This is a genomic window from Ramlibacter sp., assembly GCA_019635435.1.
Lineage (GTDB): Bacteria > Pseudomonadota > Gammaproteobacteria > Burkholderiales > Burkholderiaceae_C > JAHBZM01.
Genome location: JAHBZM010000001.1, coordinates 1,660,568 through 1,679,530, shown reverse-complemented (window position 1 = coordinate 1,679,530; position 18,963 = coordinate 1,660,568). Strand labels below are relative to the sequence as shown.

Genomic DNA, 18,963 nt, shown 5'->3' with positions numbered 1-18,963 from the left:
ATCTGTGGATCGCCGGTGCACGGCCTCTGTTCATCCCGCATCGTGGATTGAGGGCTTTTTGATATGCCCGTAATCGGTGAACGGGAGCCGCAATTCTATCCAATATTGTCGTTAGCCATTTTTAAAGTTAGTGAACGCATACATTTTTAAGGTCCGCCGAGCCTCAAAAAAATAAAATCAGTGCCGCCTTTTCGCGACTCCCGGACCGAAAAAAAGCCCCAAACCCGAGCCCGGGCAGGGGCTTCTTGACAGGTACGACGGGCTCAGCGCTGCGGACGGATCAGCAGGAAGGTGGCCAGCTCACCACGCCGCAGCAGCACCGGCAAAGGCTTGCTGCGGTCGGCCTTGAGCAGCGCGGCCTCGAATTCCTTGACGTTGCCGATCTCCACATTGCCAATGGCCACGATCACGTCGCCCTCGCGGATGCCGGCGCGGGCCGCAGCGTCAACCGCCGCATCGACTTTCACGCCGCCCTTCAGGCGCGCTTCCTTCTTCTGCGCGTCGGTCAGGTCGCTCACGGTCAAGCCGACCGACTGGCCAGCGGCCGACGCCTTGGGCTTGACCTCTTTTTCGACTGCTTTTTTGACCGGCTTTTCGGCTTCGAATTCGCCAATGGTCACGCTCAGGTCTTTCGAACCGCCACGGCGGAACACGGTCAGCGTGCTCTTGCTCCCAGGCTTGGTGTTGCCGACCAGGCGCGGCAGGTCCGAGGCCTTCTCGATGGTCTTGCCGTCAAACCGGGTGATGATGTCGCCCGCCTCCACGCCGGCCTTGTCAGCCGGCGCGCCGCTTTCAACGCTGCGCACCAGCGCGCCCACGGGCTTGCCAAGGCCGATGGACTCGGCCACGTCCTTGGTGACCTGGTCGATCTGCACGCCAATGCGCCCGCGCGACACGCGGCCCGTGGCCCGCAACTGGTCGCTCACGCGAATCGCCTCGTCCATCGGAATGGCGAACGAAATCCCCATGAAGCCGCCCGAGCGTGAATAGATCTGGCTGTTGATGCCCACCACCTCGCCGCGCATGTTGATCAGGGGGCCGCCGGAATTTCCGGGGTTGATCGCCACGTCGGTCTGGATGAAGGGCAGGTAGTCACCGGTGTCGCGCTGCTTGGCGCTCACGATGCCCGCGGTGACGGTGTTCTCCAGCCCGAACGGCGAGCCGATCGCCATGACCCATTCACCCACCCGAAGCCGGCTGACATCACCCACCTTGACCGCAGGCAGGCCCGTGGCGTCGATCTTGACCACCGCCACATCGGTGCGCTTGTCGGCCCCGATGAGCTTCGCCTTGAATTCGCGCTTGTCGGTCAGGGTGACCAGGACTTCGTCGGCGCCATCCACCACATGGGCATTGGTCATGACGTAGCCGTCCGGGGTGAGGATGAAACCGGAGCCCACGCCGCGCGGCTGGGGCTCCTCGTCCTGCGGCTGGCTGGGTCGCGGTGCCGAGCGGGGCACGCCCGGCAGCGGCTGGCCAAAGAAACGCCGGAAGAACTCCTGCATTTCCTCGTCCATGTTGTTGCCGGGCAGGCCCGTGCTGCCATGGGCCTTTTCCAGGGTCCGGATGTTGACGACCGAGGGGCCCACCTGATCCACGAGGTCGGTGAAATCAGGGAGCGCACGCACTTGCGCCGCAGCAGGTTGCGCGGGTGCCAGCGCCAGCACAGCCGCCAGCACCAGCGTGCCTGCCATCAGGCAGGCGCGCAGCTTCTTCCAGTGGGTTTGAGTCATCTTCGGCCTTTCACGAATTCCAGAGGGGAGAACCCCGCCCGTTATATGAGGTTCTACTTGCGCCGCTCAAGACTCTGGGCAAAAGCCTTCAGCGTCTGTGGCGGCACTTCGCCCACGGCGGTGAGCCACCAGTCGCCACCCTTTTCACCCTTGTCGCCCAGCCGGCGCGTGAGGGTCTGGGTCGCCCCCATCGACAGCATCACTTCCTTCGGGTGGCGGCGGCGGTCATAGGCCTCGACAAAGAGCGAGACCGAGGCCAGGCCATCGGAGAAGATCCACTGAACGGTTCCATCCCCCGGGCCTTGGGGGGCCATGGGGCGTTTGTAGCAGGTCACCGGCCGAAAGCCCGCCACCGGGTTCCTGAGCACCCAGCCTTCGGCCTCGGCCGAGGTCTTGACCGGGTCCACCTTCTGCACGGTGTAGCCCTCGGTGCTCGCCATCAGCTGGGCCAGCTTGTCCATCTTGACGGGCGCGTCCAGCTGCAACTCCGAGAAGGCCGCCTGTTCCAGCACCTGCCCCTCGCCATCCAGCGTCTGCAGCTTGACCACCAGGCCGGTCTTCTTCTCGCTCCAGATCCGGTAGCCAAAGCGCAGGTTGTCCCGGGGCGCGAGCTGGACGATGTCGGCATCGAACCCGGCCACCCGCTCGGCGCCAATCACCTGGGCCGAATAGAACTCGGGAATCGAGGTCTCGCTCGCCTTGAGCAGGCCCGGGAACATGCCCAGCGACTCGCGCTTCTCGGTGCGCGCCAGCCGCGACTCGGGCAGGAAGGTCACCACGTGGTCGTTGCGACGGAAGGTGGAGCGCGGCGTTCCCGTCAGTGATTCCACACGCTCCATCTGCTGGGTGCCGTCGCAGGCATGCCAGATGCGTGAACTGGACAGGCTGCCCGAACCCGACGAGACGACAAAAGTACCCACATAGGTCCGCTGGCGCGAGGCGTCATGCATCCGCATCAGCCAGTCCCCGACGCTGCGCGCATCGGACGCCGCTGCGGCCCCCGCCACGGCTGGAGCCGGGTTCTGGGCCAGGGCCGCACCGGCCAGCCCGAAGGCGGCCCACAGCAGCAGGGGTCGGGACAATGACGTGGCGCGCATGTTCGCGGGGCCGCTTCAGCGGCCGGGCCCTTCAAAGGTGGCGTTGCGCAGGAAGCCGGCCGGCATCTGAAGCGCCGAAGCGCCACCAGCCTGGCGGTGCGCCGCAAGCAATTCGTCCAGGCGCGGGTCGCGGATCATGGCCTGGCGCTCATTGCCTGCCAGCACCATCGGTGGCTGGGCCGCGGACGGCTGGGCTGCTGGCGCCTGCGCCAGTTGGGCCCCCGCCCCGGCCTGGCCCACGCCGCCGCCGGCCACGCCCCAGGTCACGGCCGCGACCGCGGCCAGCGACGCCACACCGGCCAGCAGCTTCCAGCGGAACGTGGACGCATTGGCAGCCTGCGCTTCAGTGCCAAATTGACTGGTAGTCCTTGCCGGGCGGCCACTGGCAGCTATGCTTTCGATAGCAACCACATTGGCGGGCGACACGGTTTCGTTTTGCAGGCTGGCCTGCAGGCGGCTCATGAAGGCGGCGGGCGACGACACGGGCGCCAGTTCAGGCGAGCGCAGCACATCGCCAATCACGTGGTAGGCATGCCAGGTGGCCCGGGCCTGAGCGCTGACCGACAGCTGCGCCACCGCCTGGGCAAAATCCTGGCCCCGCAGTTGTCCGTCGGCCAGCGCCGAAATCATGTCGTCTGTGTCAGGTCTGTTGTCCATCTTTACCTCACCACCGCTTGCCCGACTGGTTTTCCAGCAGGGGCTTCACCTTGGCCGAAATGGCCTCCCGCGCCCGGAAAATCCGGGACCGGACCGTGCCAATCGGGCAACCCATCACTTCAGAAATCTCTTCATAGCTCAGGCCTTCGATCTCGCGCAGCGTGACCGCCTGCCTCAGTTCCTCGGGCAGCGCCTCCATGGCCGCGTTGACCGTGGCGGCGATTTCCTTGGCGGCCAGCACTGTTTCGGGAGTCTCGGAGGTGGTTAGTTCGTTTTCACCCGCATAAGTTTCATCGTCGTCCTCGCCGCCGCGCATCGCGCTGTGGGAGATCAGCGGATTGCGCTTGAGGTCCACCAGCGCCTTCTTGGCGGTATTGACCGCGATCCGGTACAGCCAGGTGTAGAACTGGGCTTCCCCACGGAACTGGGCCAGGGCCCGGTAGGCCCGGATGAAGGTCTCCTGGGCGATGTCTTCGACCAGGTCGACATCGCGCACCATGCGCCCGATCAGCCGCTCGATGCGCCGCTGGTACTTGATCACCAGCAGTTCATAGGCCCGCTGATCGCCCGCCACCGTGCGCTCGACCAGCATCAGGTCGGTTTCGGCGGGCGTCGTGGCCCCGCTGTCGTCCGGGGTTGTCGTCACGGCGCCAGCTCCCCGCCGTCCCGGCTGTCCTGGCTTGCTGACCCCGCAACCCGCGCCCTTGCATGCACGGCGCGGCGCAGGGCACGCCATTGGGCCGGCGCGCTGGCACGCGCCAGCCAGAACCAGCGGCTGTGCCGGCCGCCGGTCCAGCGCAGCAGCAACCAGCGCTGCAGGTCCAGCGCCACCACCGGCTGGCCCGCTTCGTCTTGCGGTGCGGGGCCGCGCCACGACCAGGCCTGCCCGTCCCAGCGCAGCAGGCCCGCGGGCGCCGTGTGGTGCGCATGCAGGGCCCAGCCGCCCGACAGGAGCACGACAGCAACCATCAGGCCCAGGCGCCAACCCGTTTCGCCCGCCTGCAGCGCCCAGGCGCCCGTTGCCGCGAGGCCGGCGCACCAGACAATGGCCATCAGGCCGGCGGAAAAACGCGAACGCCCCACCGGGTAAGTGACCGATGGGGCGTTGTGCATGAAGTGGGAGATCGGGCGGGGTTCAGGCGACGCGCTTGAACACCAGCGTGCCGTTGGTACCGCCAAAGCCGAAGTTGTTCTTGACGGCCACGTCAATTTTCAGGTCGCGCGCGGTGTTGGCGCAGTAGTCCAGATCGCACTCCGGGTCCTGATTGAAGATGTTGATGGTTGGCGGACTCTTCTGCTCGTGGATCGCCAGCACCGTGAACACCGACTCGATGCCGCCAGCGCCGCCCAGCAGGTGGCCGGTCATGGACTTGGTGGAGTTCACCACGGTCTTCTTGGCATGGTCGCCGAGCGCTGCCTTGATGGCATTGGTTTCGTTCAGGTCGCCCAGCGGCGTCGAGGTACCGTGCGCATTGAGATAGTCCACCTGGTCGGCATTGACACCGGCATTTTTCAGCGCGGCCACCATGGAGCGGCGCGGGCCGTCCACGTCGGGCGCGGTCATGTGGAACGCATCGGCGCTCATGCCAAAGCCGGCGACTTCCGCATAGATCTTCGCGCCGCGAGCCCTGGCATGCTCGTATTCCTCCAGCACCAGCACGCCGCCGCCTTCACCCAGGACAAAGCCGTCGCGGTCCTTGTCCCAGGGGCGCGACGCGGTCCTGGGGTCGTCATTGCGCACCGACAGCGCGCGCGCGGCGGCAAAGCCCCCGACGCCCAGAGGCGAAACACAGGATTCAGCGCCGCCCGCCACCATCACGTCCGCGTCGCCGCTCTCGATCATGCGGGCCGACAGCCCGATGGCGTGCAGCCCGGTGGTGCAGGCCGTGACGACCGCGATGTTCGGCCCCTTGAAGCGGTACTTGATCGACACCTGCCCCGAGATCATGTTGATGATGGAGGCCGGGACAAAGAACGGCGAGATGCGACGGGGGCCGCGGTTCACCAGTTCGGAATGCATGTCCTCGATCATCGGCAGCCCGCCGATGCCCGAGCCGATGTTCACGCCGATCCGCGTGGACAGTTCGTCGTGCAGGGCATCACCCGTGGGCAGGCCACTGTCGGCGATGGCCTGGCAGGCAGCCGCCAGCCCCAGGTGGATGAACCGGTCCATGTGCCGGGCTTCCTTGTCGGAGATGTAGTCTCCGATATTGAAACCCTTGACCTCGCCAGCGAACTTGCAGGCCAGGTTGCTGGCATCAAACTGGGTGATGAGGTCAATGCCGGGCTTACCGGCCAGCAGGTTGTTCCACGATTCAGCGACCGTGTTGCCCACCGGGCTCACGCAGCCCAGACCCGTCACAACGACACGACGGCGACTCATCTGCGATCAGGCCTTCTGGTGGGTGTTCGCGTAGTCGATCGCGTTCTGGACGGTGGTGATCTTCTCGGCGTCCTCATCGGGGATTTCAATGCCGAACTCGTCTTCCAGTGCCATCACCAGTTCCACGGTGTCCAGCGAGTCCGCACCCAGATCGGCCACGAAGGCTTTCTCGTTGGTGACTTGGGACTCTTCCACACCCAGTTGCTCGGCAATGATTTTTTTGACTCGTGATTCGATATCGCTCATGGTTCCCTCGAAGGGTTGTGAATGAATCCGCGATTTTAGCCGGGCCAGAGGTGCACCCTGGTCCCGGCCGCCGGACGGATATACCGGCTTGGTTCCTTCAGCCTGACATCCGCGGATGTCAGGCCATGTACATGCCACCGTTGACGTGGATTTCCTGCCCCGTGACATAGCCCGCGCGCGGCGACGCCAGCCAGGCCACGGCATGCGCGATGTCGGCGGGTTTGCCCAGGTGCCCGAGTGGAATCTGGCCCAGCAGGGCTTTCTGCTGCTCCTCGGGCAGGCCCGCGGTCATGTCGGTTTCGATGAAGCCCGGCGCCACGCAATTGACCGTGACGCCCCGGCTGCCGAGCTCGCGCGCCAGCGCCCGCGTCATGCCCGCCACGCCGGCCTTGGCCGCCGCGTAGTTGGCCTGCCCCGGATTGCCGGAAGCGCCGACCACGCTGGTGATGTTGATGATGCGCCCGTAGCGCTGCTTCATCATGGTGCGCATCACCGCGCGGCTCATGCGGAAAACCGCCTTGAGGTTGGTGTCCAGCACCGCATCCCAGTCGTCGTCCTTCAGCCGCATCGCCAGCATGTCACGCGTGATGCCCGCATTGTTGACCAGCACCTGCAGGCCGCCTTGCGCCTTGACAATGCCATCCACAAGGGCCTCGGCCGCCGCACCGTCATTGACGTCGAGCCGGGCGCCCTGGCAGCCTTGGAACGCGGACAGCGCCGTGCCGATCTGAGCCGCACCGGCGTCGGTGGTCGCCGTGCCCACCACCTTCAGGCCCTGGCGGGCCAGTTCCAGGGCAATGGCCGCGCCAATGCCGCGGGAGGCCCCGGTGACCAGCGCCACCTGACCCTGCAGGTTGATTTCGCTCATGGCAGTTGTCCTTTGACGCTTTCGAGGGAGGCCGGGTCGAAGATCGACAGCCCCGTGAGTTCCGCATCAATCCGCTTGACCATGCCGGCCAGCACCTTGCCGGGACCACATTCGACCAGTGTCGTGATGCCCCGTGCCTTGATGGCCTGGACACACTCCACCCAACGGACCGGCCCGAAAGCCTGTTCATACAGGGCAGCGCGGACGCGGTCCGGCTCGGTTTCAACGGCCACCGCAATGTTGTTGATCACCGGAATCCGCGGGGCCGCGAAGGTGACCGATGCGAGCTTGTCCCTGAGCTTGTCCGCAGCGGGCTTCATGAGGCTGGAGTGGAAAGGCGCGGACACCGGCAGGGGCAAGGCCCGCTTGGCGCCGTTGGCCTTGAGAATCTCGCAGGCCTTTTCCACCGCGGCCTTGCTGCCCGCAATCACGGTTTGCAGGGGGTCGTTGAAGTTCACGGCTTCCACCACTTCCGCGGTGTTGGGGCCGAAAGTCCGCACCGTCTCGGCGCAGCCCTCGACCACGCGCGCGGCGTCCATGCCGAGGATGGCCGCCATCGCGCCGGTGCCTACCGGCACGGCGTCCTGCATGGCCTGGGCCCGGAAGCGCACCAGCGGTGCCGCCTGCGCCAGCGTCAACACCCCCGACGCCACCAGCGCTGAATATTCACCCAAGGAGTGTCCCGCGAGCACCGCCGGCTCGGCGCCGCCCTCGGCCCGCCAGGCCCGCCAGGCGGCCACACCCGCCACCAGCATGACCGGTTGCGTGTTGGTCGTGAGCGCGAGCGTTTCCTTGGGGCCCTCCCGGATCAGCTGCGCCACATCCTGGCCGAGCGCGTCAGTCGCCTCGCGCAGGGTGTCGGCCACGGCGGGATGGTCGCCCCAGGCGTCCAGCATGCCGACAGCCTGTGAGCCCTGCCCGGGAAATACAAATGCAAAAGAAGTCATGACGCTGCCTGACGTAGGGGGCGCTAGAAGTCCAGCAGAACCGCGCCCCAGGTGAAGCCACCGCCCACGCCTTCAAGCATGAGCGTATCGCCCTGTTTGATCTTGCCGCCGCGCACCGATGCGTCCAGCGCCAGCGGAATCGACGCGGCCGAGGTGTTGCCATGCTGGTCGACCGTGACGATGAGCTTGTCCAGCGGCAATTTGAGCTTTTTGGCCGTGCTCTGCATGATGCGGATGTTGGCCTGGTGGGGAATCAGCCAGTCGATGTCGGCGTCGGTCTTGCCGGCCTTGGCCAGCGTGGCGCGCGCCGCATCTTCCAGCACGCCCACCGCCAGCTTGAAGACCGCCTGGCCATCCATCTTGAGCAGCGGGTCGCCCAGCACCTGGCCGCCCGACACCGTGCCCGGCACGCAGAGGATGCCCACGTGCTTGCCATCGGCATGCAGGTCGCTGGCCAGGATGCCCGGGGTCTCGGAAGCCTCCAGCACCACCGCGCCGGCGCCGTCGCCGAACAGCACGCAGGTGGTCCGGTCCGTGAAATCAAGGATACGCGAGAACACTTCGGCCCCGATCACCAGCGCCTTGTTGGCCGCGCCGGTCTGGATCATGGCATCCGCCACCGTCAGCGCATAGACAAAGCCGCTGCACACTGCCTGCACATCGAAGGCGGCGCAGCCAGCCACGCCAAGCTTGTTCTGCAGGATGCAGGCCGCCGAGGGGAAGACCATGTCCGGCGTGGAGGTGGCGACGATGATCAGGTCGATGTCGGAAGCAGCAACACCGGCCGCCTGCAAGGCATGGCGCGCGGCTTCCACGCCCAGGTCGCTGCAGGTCACGTCAGGGGCCGCGAAATGGCGGGCCTGGATGCCGGTTCGCGCGACGATCCACTCATCGGAAGTTTCCACACCCCGGCCCGCCAGCTCGGCCGCCAGATCGGCGTTGGTCACGCGGCGCGGCGGCAGGTAGCTGCCGGTGCCGGTGATGCGGGAATAACGTCTCATCAAGTCAGGGTCGCCGGTTCCAGCGGCTGGGCAAGCAGCTCGGCCTCCATCAGCAAGGGGGCCGCATGCGCAATGCGAGCCTGGACCCGGTCCAGTAATTTGTATCGGGCCGCATCATACGCCCGGTTCAGCGCCTGCTCGAAAGCCATCTCGTCGGCCGAGCCATGGCTCTTGAACACCAGGCCGCGCAGGCCCAGCAGTGCGGCGCCGTTGTAACGACGGTGGTCGACGCGATCTTTAAAAGCAGATAGGACAGGATAAGCAATGATGGCGGCAATTTTGGTGAAGATATTGCGGGAAAACTCTGCCTTGATGAATCCCGTGATCATCGAGGCCAGGCCTTCGCTGGCTTTGAGCGCCACATTGCCGACAAAGCCATCGCACACCACGATGTCGGTGGTGCCCTTGAAAATATCGTTGCCTTCTACATTGCCGAAGAAATTCAGATCGCCTGCGTTAGCGGCAGATCGAAGCAATTCACCGGCTTTTTTGATGATTTCGCTGCCTTTAATGGCTTCTTCGCCAATATTCAGCAGGCCCACGCTGGGGTTGTCGTCATTTTTCAGCACCGACACCAGCGCCGAACCCATCACGGCAAACTGCAGCAGATGCTCGGCCGTGCAGTCCACGTTGGCGCCGAGGTCCAGCACCGTGGTGGCACCGCCAGCGGCATTGGGCAATTGAGTGGCAATGGCCGGGCGGTCAATGCCCTCCACCGTTTTGAGAAGATAGCGCGCGATGGCCATCAAAGCGCCCGTGTTGCCGGCCGATAGCGCCGCCTGGGCCGCACCGTCCTTGACCTGCTGGATCGCCAGGCGCATCGACGAGTCTTTTTTCTTGCGCAGCGCAATTTCCACCGGGTCATCCATGGCCACGACCTCGCTGGCCGGCACGACGCTGGCGCGAGGATGGTTGAACGCCGCCAGGCTGTCGGGCTGGCCGACCAGCAGCAATCGGGCTTCGGGATGGGACTGGAGAAACTGGCGACAGGCCGCCAGGGTGACGCGGGGGCCGTGGTCGCCCCCCATGCAATCGACGGCCAGGGTGATCATGGGTTCCACTGTAGGGCGAACCGGGGGTTCTGCAAGCGGTGCCGCGAACGCGGCGGGCAGGACAGGGACATCAAGACAAAGGCCCGTTGCCGCAGGAACTGCGGCGCCGGGCCTTCGGCAGGGGGAAGCGGGATCAGGCTTCGGACTTGTTCTTCAGCACCTGGCGACCACGGTAGAAGCCATTGGGGCTGATGTGGTGACGCAGGTGGGTTTCGCCGGTGGTAGGTTCCACGGCAATGCCCGGCACATTCAGGGCGTTGTGCGAGCGGTGCATGCCGCGCTTGGACGGCGATTTTTTGTTCTGCTGGACGGCCATGAGGGGCTCCTGGAGAAGGGTGGCGCCGCAGCGGCTGGCGCGGCACCGGGTTGAAGGTTGGACGAAACTGACCGCAGCAATCCAGATGCTCGAATTGCGCGAAGCCCATGATTATAGCCCAACTTGTTGATTTAATTGCGTTTATCGGTTTTGAGCTTTTGCAGCACGGCAAACGGGTTCGGCTGGCTGGCTTCCTGCGCCTCGAACGCCTCGTCAGCGGCCGCTAACTTCACTTCCGTGGGGCACTGGTCGTGGCGTGGCACGGGCGGCATCTCCATGAGCAGCTCATCCTCCACCAGCTCATGCAGGTCGAAACTGCGGCTGATCGCGAGCAGGTCCTCTTCCGATTCGTCGTCCAGCACGCTGGCGGTTTCCTCGTCGGCCACAAAGCGGAACGAGCGCTCCACCTCCAGCGGAACGTCCACCGGCCCCAGGCAGCGCTGGCAGGTCAGCGGCAACACGGCCAGGGCCGACAGATGCAGCCAGACCTCGGGCTCGGCGCCGGCCTTGGGCCGCAATTCCCCCACCGCAGACCAGCGGATGCCGAGGTCAGCGCCCAGCCCCTGGGTTTCGGCCAGCAGGCGGGTTCGGCTGCGCAAGGGCTCCAGCCCGTCCAGCCTGGCACCGTCCTGCGCGAAAGCCACCACGTCCAGACGCCCGGCCACAAACTCTTTCTTCATCCGGGCAGTGTAAGAGAATCACGCGATGACCCAAGTCCCGCCACGCTCCCTGATTCTGGGATCGACCTCCCGCTACCGGCACGAACTGCTGTCGCGCCTGCGCATTCCCTTTGAAGCCGCGTCGCCCGATGTCGACGAAACACCGCTGCCCGGGGAGGCCCCCGCGGCGCTCGCGAGCCGGCTGGCCCTGGCCAAGGCGCACGCCGTGGCGGCCAAATACCCCCAGGCCGTGGTGATTGGCTCCGACCAGGTGGCGGATCTGGCCGGCGAGCCCCTGGGCAAGCCTGGCAACCATGAACGGGCCACGGCCCAGTTGCGGCGCATGCGCGGGCAAACCGTGGTGTTCCAGACCGCCGTGGCCGTGGTCTGCCTGGAAAGCGGCTTTGAACAGGCCGCGCTGGCGCCGGTCGAGGTCCGGTTTCGCGATCTCAGCGATGCCGAGATCGAGTCCTACCTGGCCGCCGAGCAGCCCTATGACTGCGCCGGCAGCGCCAAGAGCGAGGGCCTGGGCATTGCGCTGCTCGAGGCCATCGTCAATGACGACCCCACCGCCCTCGTCGGCCTGCCGCTGATCCGCACCTGCCGGATGATCCGCGCCGCGGGCATCCGGGTGCCCGCATGACGCCCGCCAAAGGCCGGCTTTTTCTGGTGCCCGCGCCGCTTGATTTCGGTTGCGACACCCCCACCGCGCTGCAGGACGTGATGCCCGCCGGCACGCTGCAGACGGCGGCCCGCCTGGGCCACTGGGTCTGCGAAAACGCCAAGTCCCTGCGCGCCTACCTCAAGCGGGTCAATGACCTGGTGCCGCTGGCGCAGCCGCTTCAGGCACTCTCGGTCCAGGAGTTGCCGCGCGAGGTGCACAAGAAGGGCGACCATGCAGGCCAGTTTGATGCCCGGCCAATGCTGGCCGCGGCCCTTGAGGGCCACGACATGGGCCTGGCCAGCGAGGCCGGCATGCCCGCCGTGGCCGACCCCGGTTCGTCCGTGGTGCGGGCCGCGCACGACCTGGGCATCGAGGTGGTGCCGCTGGTCGGACCGGTGTCTTTGCTGCTGGCGCTGGCGGCCAGCGGCCTGAACGGGCAGAGCTTTGCGTTTGTCGGCTACCTGCCGCAAGACGCGGCGCAGCGGGCGCAACGCATCCGTGAACTCGAATCCCTGGCGCTGCGCAGCGGCCAGACCCAGATGTTCATCGAAACGCCCTACCGCAACGCCGCGCTGTGGCAGGCGCTGATGCAGACCCTGCAGCACAACACGCGGCTGGCCGTGGGCAGCGGGCTGACGCTGGCACAGGCAGCCTGCCGCTGCGACAACGTCAAGGGCTGGAAACAGAAGGAGGCCCCGCTGGCGGCCCACACCCCGGCGGTGTTCGCGATCGGGCGCTGAGGGGCCGTCAGCGGATCGCGGGCGCGGCCCGCAGCGCGCGCATGGCGCCCTCGCCCAGCGAGGCGCCAAACCGCTTGACGAGGCGTTCGGCCACATTGTCGCGACGCGTGTAGTCCACCAGATCCTCGGCCTTGACGATCTCGCGCGCCACAAAGTCCAGGTTGCCCAGCTGGTCGGCCAGCCCCAGCTCGATGGCCTGCTGGCCGGTCCAGAACAGGCCGCTGAACAGCTCGGGGTTGTCTTTGAGCCGCTTGCCGCGGCCGGCCTTGACCGCGTCGATGAACTGCTTGTGGATCTGGTCCAGCATGGTCTGGGCAAAGGCCCGCTGCTTGTCGGTCTGCGGGCTGAACGGATCGAGAAAACCCTTGTTCTCGCCGGCGGTCATGAGGCGGCGCTCCACGCCCAGCTTGTCCATGAGCCCGGTAAAGCCAAAGCCGTCCATCAGCACGCCAATGCTGCCCACGATGCTGGCCTTGTCCACGAAGATCCTGTCTGAGGCCGCGGCGATGTAGTAGGCCGCCGACGCGCACGACTCCTCGACCACGGCATAGACCGGCTTCTTGTACTTGCCCTTGAGGCGGCGGATTTCATCGTTGATGATGCCGGCCTGCACGGGGCTGCCGCCGGGCGAGTTGATCAGCAGCACCACGGCCTGCGCACCGTCGTCCTCAAATGCCGCGCGCATGGCCGCCACCACGAATTCGGCGCTGGCATCGGCGCCCGAGGCGATCTCGCCCTTGATCTCGATCACCGCCGTGTGCGGCAGGCTCTTGTCGGTGGAAGGCGTGCCGCGGTACATCAGCGCCCACACCAGGAAAACAAAGAACGCCAGCCAGGCCAGGCGCACGAAGCTCTTCCAGCGGCGCGTGGCGCGCTGCTCCTCGATCGCGGCCAGCGCCAGCTTCTCGAGCGTGGCGCGCTCCCAGCCGGCACCCTCGTTTGCTACATTTTTGCTAGCAGATGGTGCCCGGCTGGCTTGGACTACAGGCTCTTTTTCCTCAAATTCCGGATGGCCGGGAGGATGGGATTCATTCATGTCAGAACTCAACGGGTTGGAGGTTGTAGGCAGTATGCCAGTGCACCACACCGTCCTGCTCGGTGAGGCCGATTTTCACGAGGCCACCGCGGCAGGGCCCTCCCGCGCAGGCGCCGGTGGCCGGCTGGTAGGCCGCGCCATGCGTGGCACACAGCAGCCACTGGCCGGTGTCGTCAAAAAAGCGGTTGGGCTGGTAGTCCATCTCCATGGCCACATGGGCGCAGCGGTTGAGATAGGCGTGCACCCGCCCCTCAAAGCGGATCGCGAACGCGCGGCAGGTCTGGCCGCCCAGCACCACGTCAAACGGCACGGCGTCGCCGCCGTCGCGCAGGTCGGCCGAGGCGCACAGGGCAATCAGCGTGTCAGCCATGGGCCAGCAGCCAGTCGTGCAACTCGCGCACCGAATGCACCACCTGCAGCGGCTTGAGCGCGTGGAACGCGTCGGGCTCGTGCGCGCCATAGCTCACGCCCACGCTGGCGCAGCCGGCGTTGAGCGCCATCTGCAGGTCATGGGTGGTGTCGCCGATCATCAGCGTGCGCCCGGCATCGGTGCCGAACTCGGCCATCAGCTCCTGCAGCATGAGCGGGTGCGGCTTGCCGGCCGTCTGGTCGGCGGTGCGCGAGGCATCGAACATGCCCTGCAATTCCACCGTGTGCAGCACCTCGTCCAGCCCGCGGCGCGATTTGCCCGTGGCCACGGCCAGCAGGTGGCCACTGGCCTTGAGGTCGGCGAGCAGCGGCAGCACGCCGTCGAACAGGCTCAGGTCGTTCTGGTGCGCCATGTAGTGGTGGCGGTAACGGGCGCCAAGCTGGGGATAGCGCTCGGGCGGCACATCGGGGGCAGCATGCGCCAGCGCCTCCATCAGGCCCATGCCGATCACATAGGCGGCCGCCTTGTCGGTGGGCAGCGCGCCGCCCACGTCCACCACCGCGCGCTGGATGCAGCGCACGATGATCCGGGTGGAATCAAACAACGTGCCGTCCCAGTCGAAGGCAATCAGGTCAAACTGTCTTGGGCGCGGCATGGTCAATGAATTCCTGGAGTTCGGGTGGCAGCGCGGCTTGCAGCGCGATGCGCTCGCCACTGGCCGGATGGGTGAACTGTAGCCGCCAGGCATGAAGAAACATGCGGCGCAGGCCCTGCCGTTGCAGGGTCTTGTTGAGTTCAAAGTTGCCGTATTTGTCGTCACCGGCGATGGGATGCCCCTGGGAGGCGAGGTGAACCCGGATCTGGTGGGTGCGGCCGGTCTTGATGGTGACCTCCAGCAGGCTGAAGTCGGCCAGCCTGGACGCCACCTTCACCAGTGTGACCGAGCGCAGCCCGTCCGGGTCGTCCTTGCCCACCACCTTGACCCGGCGCTCGCCGTCGGCCTGCAGGTATTTGTGAAGCGGCGCGTCAATGACCTTGCGGTTCGCGGGCCAATGGCCCGTGACCAGCGCCAGGTAGGTCTTGCCGGTTTCGCGCTCGCGGAACTGGTCCTGCAGCTTCGTCAGCGCCGAACGCTTGCGCGCCACCAGCAGGATGCCCGAGGTCTCGCGGTCCAGCCGGTGCACCAGTTCCAGGAACTTTGCGGCCGGCCGCGCCTGGCGCAACTGCTCGATCACGCCAAAACTCACCCCGCTGCCGCCATGCACCGCCACGCCGGCCGGTTTGTCGATGGCCAGCAGGTGCTCGTCTTCCAGCAGGATGGGGAACTCGCGCGGCGGTGCCGGGCGCTCCAGCTTCTGGCTGGCGGCTTCCGAGGTGCGCACCGGCGGCAGCCGCACCACGTCACCCAGCGCCACCCGGGTGTCTGCGGCCGCCCGGCCCTTGTTGACCCGGACTTCGCCGCTGCGGATGATGCGGTACACATGGGTCTTGGGCACGCCCTTGAGCTCGCGGATCAGGAAATTGTCGAGCCGCTGCCCGGCGGAATCCTCGTCCACCGTCACTGATTTCACCTGAGGGCTTGCGGGAGGTCCGCCGCCCCCTATAATGTGTTTCACTAGCGTAACGCTGTAAGTGGTTGATTTGTCTGGAGTTTAGTCCACGTCACCACAGGCCGCGCTGGAAGGTCGATGCCATTTGTTGCATCGCGTACAGACTGAAGGCCAACGCCAACCGTGGTACGCCATGACGCAAGTCAAGCCGACGCATTGAAACACTGATACGGAATACCCCAGTCCCTTCGCCAGTTGCGGTGGGACGGATCAAAGCGAGAAATTGTTGTGTTGATGGCGCTTCTTATTGCCTGCTGGCGGTGGCTTTCGGCCCCGGCCTTTGGCATGGAGTCGCCTGGAGCCCGCGCCCGTCCTGCGCAGGACGCTACCCCATTTGTAGCGGATCAGCATCCCCTCCTCCTCGCCCCCATCCATGTGCCCCTGTCCCGCCTGCTGATCTAGTTCAGCGGGCGCGACGCCACGGCAGTTCCCTTCGTTTCAAAACGCGTCAGTCGGCATCGTTGCCCCTTGCGGGCATGTGATGTTTTGAAAAAAAGAAGGTGATGCGATGAAGCGCATGCTGATCAACGCCACGCAGGCAGAAGAACGCCGGCTGGCCATTGTCGATGGACAAAAACTCCTCGACTACGAAATCGAAATCGAAGGGCGCGAACAGCGCAAGGGCAACATCTACAAGGCGGTCGTGACCCGCGTGGAGCCCAGCCTCGAAGCCTGCTTCGTGGACTACGGCGAGGACCGCCACGGTTTCCTGCCGTTCAAGGAAATCTCCAAGCAGTTCTTCGCCCAGGGCGTGCCGGTCTCGCAGGCCCGCATCAGCGACGTGATCAAGGAAGGCCAGGAAATCCTGGTCCAGGTCGAGAAGGAAGAGCGCGGCAACAAGGGCGCCGCCCTGACCACCTTCATCTCGCTGGCCGGCCGCTATGTGGTGCTGATGCCCAACAACCCGCGCGGCGGCGGCGTGAGCCGGCGCATCGAGGGCGACGACCGGGCCGAGCTCAAGGAGGCCATGGACCAGCTCGAGTACCCCAACGGCATGTCCATCATTGCGCGCACCAACGGCATCGGCCGCGCCGCCAATGAACTGCAGTGGGACCTGAACTACCTGCTCAAGCTGTGGAGCGCCATCGACGAAGCCGGCAAGGGCGGCAAGGGCGCCTTCCTGATCTACCAGGAATCCAGCCTGGTGATCCGCGCGATCCGCGACTACTTCAACAGTGACATCGGTGACATCCTGATCGACACCGACGACATCTACGAACAGGCCAGCCAGTTCGTGGCCCACGTGATGCCCGAGCACGCGGCGCGCGTGAAGCGCTACAAGGACGACGCGCCACTGTTCAGCCGGTTCCAGATCGAACACCAGATCGAGTCGGCCTATGCCCGCACCGTGCAACTGCCCAGCGGCGGCGCCATCGTGATCGACCACACCGAGGCCCTGGTCAGCGTGGACGTGAACTCGGCCCGCGCCATCAAGGGCGGCGACATCGAGGAAACCGCGACCCGCACCAACCTGGAAGCCGCCGACGAAGTGGCGCGCCAGATGCGGCTGCGCGACCTGGGCGGCCTGATCGTCATCGACTTCATCGACATGGAGGAGAGCAAGAACCGCCGCGAAGTCGAAAGCCGCCTGCGCGACGCGCTGCGCCAGGACCGCGCCCGCGTGCAGTTCGGCACCATCAGCAAGTTCGGCCTCATGGAAATGAGCCGCCAGCGGCTCAAGCCCGCGCTGAGCGAAGGCTCGTCCATCCCCTGCCCGCGTTGCGGCGGCTCGGGCCACATCCGCGACACCGAAAGCTCGGCGCTGCAGATCCTGCGCATCATCCAGGAAGAGTCCATGAAGGACAGCACGGCCTCGGTGCTGTGCCAGGTGCCGGTGGAAGTGGCCTCGTTCCTGTTGAACGAGAAGCGCGCCGAAATCTCCAAGATCGAACTCAAGCAGCGCATCAACGTGCTGCTGGTGCCCAACAAGACGCTGGAAACACCGCACTACCGGCTCGACCGCCTCAAGCACGACGACCCGCGGCTGGACCGCATCGAGGCCAGCTACAGCATGGCCGAGGAGGTCGAGGACCCCACCACCGTGACGCGCCGCTCGCAGGAGCGCGCCAACAAGCAGGACCCGGTGATCAAGGGCGTGCTGCCCGATGCGCCCGCACCCGTGGCGCTGCCGCGCCCCGAGCCCGCCGCCGCCCGCCCGGCGGCCAAGGCCCCGGTGGCTGCGCCCGCCCCCGCGCCGGTGCCGGCTGAAGCCGGCTTCTTTGGCTGGATCAAGAGCCTGTTTGGGGCGCCGGCCCCCGTGGCGGCCCCGGCACCCGCGGCCGAAGTGAAGAAGGACGACAAGCGCGAAGCTGGCCGGGGTGGCCGCGATGGCGAGCGCCGCGATGGCGAGCGCCGCGAAGGTGGTCGTGACGGCGGTCGCGGTGAAGGCCGCGGTGGCCGTGACGGCGAACGCCGCGGTGGCCGCCGTGGCGGACGCGATGGCGGGCGCGATGGCGAGCGCCGCAACGAACCCCGGGCGGAAGCCCGTGGCGAAGCCGCCGAAGGCAGCGCACGCAATGGCGACGGCCGTGGCGGCCGCGACGGCGAGCGCCGCAATGACCGCGCAGAGCGCGGCGAACGGGGCGAGCGCCAGGGCCAGCGCGAGCGCCGCGACGCGGACAGCCGCGGCACACCCAACCCCACAGCCGGCCAGGTCACCACGCCGCCCGGCGTGGAAGCCGGTGCCGAGGTGCGCCAGGAACGCCCGCCCCGCCAGGGCGAGCGGGGCGAAGGCCGCCGCGAACGTGGCGAACGCGGTGACGGCCAGGGCCGGCGCGAGCGGGGCGAAGGCGGTGAAGGCCGCCGTGAACGTGGTGAGCGCGGCGAGCGCCGCAACGACCGCGGCCCGCGCGACGAACAGGCCGTCCAGGGGGGCATGGCACCCGCTACCGGCGAAACCATCGCCACCGTGGCCGACCTGGGCATGGCCCAGCCCGCCCCCATGGCCGATGCCGTGCTCGAATCCCACGCGCACCAGGACATGCCGCAGGACAACCCGGCCGCCGCGGCGGGTGAGGAGCAGCGCCGCGACCGTCGCTCGCGCGACCGCTACGGACGTGACCGCCGTGAACGCGGCGAGCGCGGTGAGCGCCCGGAACAGCGCGTGTCCCGCGACGAAGCGGGCACATCGGCCCCCGTCCAGGCCCCGATGTTTGAAGAGCCACAGGCTGCAGCACCCGCCAACATGGCGCCCGCCGCTCCTGAATCTGTAGCGCCCCAGGCGCCCTTGGCTTCCGCCCCCGCTCCCGCACCGGCGCCGGTGGCCAACCGCGCGACGGCCACCGCCGCACCGGCGGGACTGCCCCGGGTCCAGCCCTTCCAGCTGCCGGTGACCGACCTCATCCAGGTCGCTGAGGAGTCAGGCCTGCAATGGGTCAACTCCGACGCCAGCAAGATCGCGGCGGCCCAGGCCGCGATCGCCGCCGAGCCGCAACCGGTGCGCGTGCCGCGCGAACGGCCGCCGATGATCGTGCTCGACGAGGGCCCCCTGGTGCTGGTGGAAACCCGCCGGGACCTGCGCGACATGACGCTGCCCTTCGAGTCGGGCACGGGCCCGACGCCCTGAGCCGCCTCGCCGGCCAGCC

Annotated in this window: 20 protein-coding genes; 3 read left to right on the top strand and 17 right to left on the bottom strand. The window is 66.8% G+C overall.

The window, feature by feature from the left end:
- Positions 1–263: 263 nt before the first annotated feature.
- From KF796_08020 to KF796_07960, 13 genes are all read right to left on the bottom strand, one after another.
- Positions 264–1,733: a DegQ family serine endoprotease gene (locus tag KF796_08020; GenBank protein ID MBX3586576.1), complete on the bottom strand. Its 1,470-nt coding sequence runs from the start codon at positions 1,731–1,733 to the stop codon at positions 264–266.
- A 53-nt stretch (positions 1,734–1,786) separates the two neighbouring features.
- The gene (locus KF796_08015) at positions 1,787–2,830 is read right to left on the bottom strand and encodes a MucB/RseB C-terminal domain-containing protein (GenBank protein MBX3586575.1); all 1,044 of its coding nucleotides are present in this window, start codon (positions 2,828–2,830) and stop codon (positions 1,787–1,789) included.
- A gap of 15 nt (positions 2,831–2,845) precedes the next feature.
- Entirely contained in the window at positions 2,846–3,487 is a 642-nt protein-coding gene (locus KF796_08010; protein MBX3586574.1) for a sigma-E factor negative regulatory protein, read from the bottom strand.
- Positions 3,488–3,494: 7 nt separating this feature from the next.
- Positions 3,495–4,133 carry an RNA polymerase sigma factor RpoE gene (gene rpoE / locus KF796_08005; protein MBX3586573.1) on the bottom strand — a complete coding sequence of 213 codons (639 nt, stop codon included), beginning with the start codon at positions 4,131–4,133 and terminating at the stop codon, positions 3,495–3,497.
- Entirely contained in the window at positions 4,130–4,600 is a 471-nt protein-coding gene (locus tag KF796_08000) for a hypothetical protein (GenBank protein ID MBX3586572.1), read from the bottom strand. The genes rpoE and KF796_08000 overlap by 4 nt, the downstream gene beginning before the upstream one ends.
- Before the next feature lie 22 nt (positions 4,601–4,622).
- The gene (gene fabF / locus KF796_07995; GenBank protein MBX3586571.1) at positions 4,623–5,870 is read right to left on the bottom strand and encodes a beta-ketoacyl-ACP synthase II; all 1,248 of its coding nucleotides are present in this window, start codon (positions 5,868–5,870) and stop codon (positions 4,623–4,625) included.
- A 6-nt stretch (positions 5,871–5,876) separates the two neighbouring features.
- Entirely contained in the window at positions 5,877–6,116 is a 240-nt protein-coding gene (acpP, locus tag KF796_07990; protein ID MBX3586570.1) for an acyl carrier protein, read from the bottom strand.
- Between the two features lie 118 nt (positions 6,117–6,234).
- Positions 6,235–6,984, bottom strand: coding sequence for a 3-oxoacyl-ACP reductase FabG (gene fabG, locus KF796_07985; protein MBX3586569.1), 750 nt, complete (start codon positions 6,982–6,984; stop codon positions 6,235–6,237).
- A complete protein-coding gene (gene fabD, locus KF796_07980) occupies positions 6,981–7,931 on the bottom strand; it encodes an ACP S-malonyltransferase (protein MBX3586568.1) in 951 nt (316 codons plus the stop codon). The genes fabG and fabD overlap by 4 nt, the downstream gene beginning before the upstream one ends.
- Positions 7,932–7,954: 23 nt before the next feature.
- The gene (locus KF796_07975; protein ID MBX3586567.1) at positions 7,955–8,932 is read right to left on the bottom strand and encodes a ketoacyl-ACP synthase III; all 978 of its coding nucleotides are present in this window, start codon (positions 8,930–8,932) and stop codon (positions 7,955–7,957) included.
- Positions 8,932–9,984: a phosphate acyltransferase PlsX gene (gene plsX / locus KF796_07970; protein ID MBX3586566.1), complete on the bottom strand. Its 1,053-nt coding sequence runs from the start codon at positions 9,982–9,984 to the stop codon at positions 8,932–8,934. Before plsX ends, KF796_07975 begins: the two co-directional genes overlap by 1 nt.
- A 133-nt stretch (positions 9,985–10,117) precedes the next feature.
- Complete coding sequence (gene rpmF / locus KF796_07965) at positions 10,118–10,300, bottom strand: 50S ribosomal protein L32 (GenBank protein MBX3586565.1); 183 nt, start codon at positions 10,298–10,300, stop codon at positions 10,118–10,120.
- A 131-nt stretch (positions 10,301–10,431) separates the two neighbouring features.
- Entirely contained in the window at positions 10,432–10,980 is a 549-nt protein-coding gene (locus KF796_07960) for a DUF177 domain-containing protein (GenBank protein MBX3586564.1), read from the bottom strand.
- A 25-nt stretch (positions 10,981–11,005) separates the two neighbouring features.
- Here KF796_07960 and maf point away from each other — a divergent pair, with 25 nt between their 5' ends.
- Entirely contained in the window at positions 11,006–11,602 is a 597-nt protein-coding gene (gene maf / locus KF796_07955) for a septum formation inhibitor Maf (protein MBX3586563.1), read from the top strand.
- Complete coding sequence (locus tag KF796_07950) at positions 11,599–12,363, top strand: SAM-dependent methyltransferase (GenBank protein ID MBX3586562.1); 765 nt, start codon at positions 11,599–11,601, stop codon at positions 12,361–12,363. The genes maf and KF796_07950 overlap by 4 nt, the downstream gene beginning before the upstream one ends.
- 7 nt (positions 12,364–12,370) lie before the next feature.
- Here the strand turns inward: KF796_07950 and KF796_07945 are convergent, their stop codons facing one another.
- From KF796_07945 to KF796_07930, 4 genes are read right to left on the bottom strand one after another with little or no spacing between them, the layout of a single operon-like run.
- Positions 12,371–13,399, bottom strand: coding sequence for a S49 family peptidase (locus KF796_07945; GenBank protein MBX3586561.1), 1,029 nt, complete (start codon positions 13,397–13,399; stop codon positions 12,371–12,373).
- A gap of 1 nt (position 13,400) precedes the next feature.
- Positions 13,401–13,769, bottom strand: coding sequence for a Rieske 2Fe-2S domain-containing protein (locus KF796_07940; protein MBX3586560.1), 369 nt, complete (start codon positions 13,767–13,769; stop codon positions 13,401–13,403).
- Positions 13,762–14,424: an HAD-IIIA family hydrolase gene (locus KF796_07935; GenBank protein ID MBX3586559.1), complete on the bottom strand. Its 663-nt coding sequence runs from the start codon at positions 14,422–14,424 to the stop codon at positions 13,762–13,764. Before KF796_07935 ends, KF796_07940 begins: the two co-directional genes overlap by 8 nt.
- Entirely contained in the window at positions 14,402–15,385 is a 984-nt protein-coding gene (locus KF796_07930; protein MBX3586558.1) for an RluA family pseudouridine synthase, read from the bottom strand. Before KF796_07930 ends, KF796_07935 begins: the two co-directional genes overlap by 23 nt.
- A gap of 502 nt (positions 15,386–15,887) precedes the next feature.
- Here KF796_07930 and KF796_07925 point away from each other — a divergent pair.
- Positions 15,888–18,944 (top strand): Rne/Rng family ribonuclease, encoded by a 3,057-nt coding sequence (locus KF796_07925; GenBank protein MBX3586557.1) that lies wholly within the window; start codon positions 15,888–15,890, stop codon positions 18,942–18,944.
- The last annotated feature ends 19 nt before the right edge of the window (positions 18,945–18,963 follow it).

What these genes read in the sequence shown, in the direction of transcription:
- KF796_07950 (MBX3586562.1), top strand. Translation starts at nt 11,599, where the DNA reads ATGACGCCCGCCAAAGGCCGGCTTTTTCTGGTGCCCGCGCCGCTTGAT.
- KF796_08000 (MBX3586572.1), bottom strand. Translation starts at nt 4,600, where the DNA reads ATGCACAACGCCCCATCGGTCACTTACCCGGTGGGGCGTTCGCGTTTT.
- KF796_07945 (MBX3586561.1), bottom strand. Translation starts at nt 13,399, where the DNA reads ATGAATGAATCCCATCCTCCCGGCCATCCGGAATTTGAGGAAAAAGAG.
- KF796_07975 (MBX3586567.1), bottom strand. Translation starts at nt 8,932, where the DNA reads ATGAGACGTTATTCCCGCATCACCGGCACCGGCAGCTACCTGCCGCCG.
- KF796_07940 (MBX3586560.1), bottom strand. Translation starts at nt 13,769, where the DNA reads ATGGCTGACACGCTGATTGCCCTGTGCGCCTCGGCCGACCTGCGCGAC.
- KF796_08010 (MBX3586574.1), bottom strand. Translation starts at nt 3,487, where the DNA reads ATGGACAACAGACCTGACACAGACGACATGATTTCGGCGCTGGCCGAC.
- fabD (MBX3586568.1), bottom strand. Translation starts at nt 7,931, where the DNA reads ATGACTTCTTTTGCATTTGTATTTCCCGGGCAGGGCTCACAGGCTGTC.
- KF796_08015 (MBX3586575.1), bottom strand. Translation starts at nt 2,830, where the DNA reads ATGCGCGCCACGTCATTGTCCCGACCCCTGCTGCTGTGGGCCGCCTTC.
- acpP (MBX3586570.1), bottom strand. Translation starts at nt 6,116, where the DNA reads ATGAGCGATATCGAATCACGAGTCAAAAAAATCATTGCCGAGCAACTG.
- KF796_07925 (MBX3586557.1), top strand. Translation starts at nt 15,888, where the DNA reads ATGAAGCGCATGCTGATCAACGCCACGCAGGCAGAAGAACGCCGGCTG.
- fabG (MBX3586569.1), bottom strand. Translation starts at nt 6,984, where the DNA reads ATGAGCGAAATCAACCTGCAGGGTCAGGTGGCGCTGGTCACCGGGGCC.
- fabF (MBX3586571.1), bottom strand. Translation starts at nt 5,870, where the DNA reads ATGAGTCGCCGTCGTGTCGTTGTGACGGGTCTGGGCTGCGTGAGCCCG.
- KF796_07935 (MBX3586559.1), bottom strand. Translation starts at nt 14,424, where the DNA reads ATGCCGCGCCCAAGACAGTTTGACCTGATTGCCTTCGACTGGGACGGC.
- KF796_08020 (MBX3586576.1), bottom strand. Translation starts at nt 1,733, where the DNA reads ATGACTCAAACCCACTGGAAGAAGCTGCGCGCCTGCCTGATGGCAGGC.
- maf (MBX3586563.1), top strand. Translation starts at nt 11,006, where the DNA reads ATGACCCAAGTCCCGCCACGCTCCCTGATTCTGGGATCGACCTCCCGC.
- plsX (MBX3586566.1), bottom strand. Translation starts at nt 9,984, where the DNA reads ATGATCACCCTGGCCGTCGATTGCATGGGGGGCGACCACGGCCCCCGC.
- KF796_07960 (MBX3586564.1), bottom strand. Translation starts at nt 10,980, where the DNA reads ATGAAGAAAGAGTTTGTGGCCGGGCGTCTGGACGTGGTGGCTTTCGCG.
- rpmF (MBX3586565.1), bottom strand. Translation starts at nt 10,300, where the DNA reads ATGGCCGTCCAGCAGAACAAAAAATCGCCGTCCAAGCGCGGCATGCAC.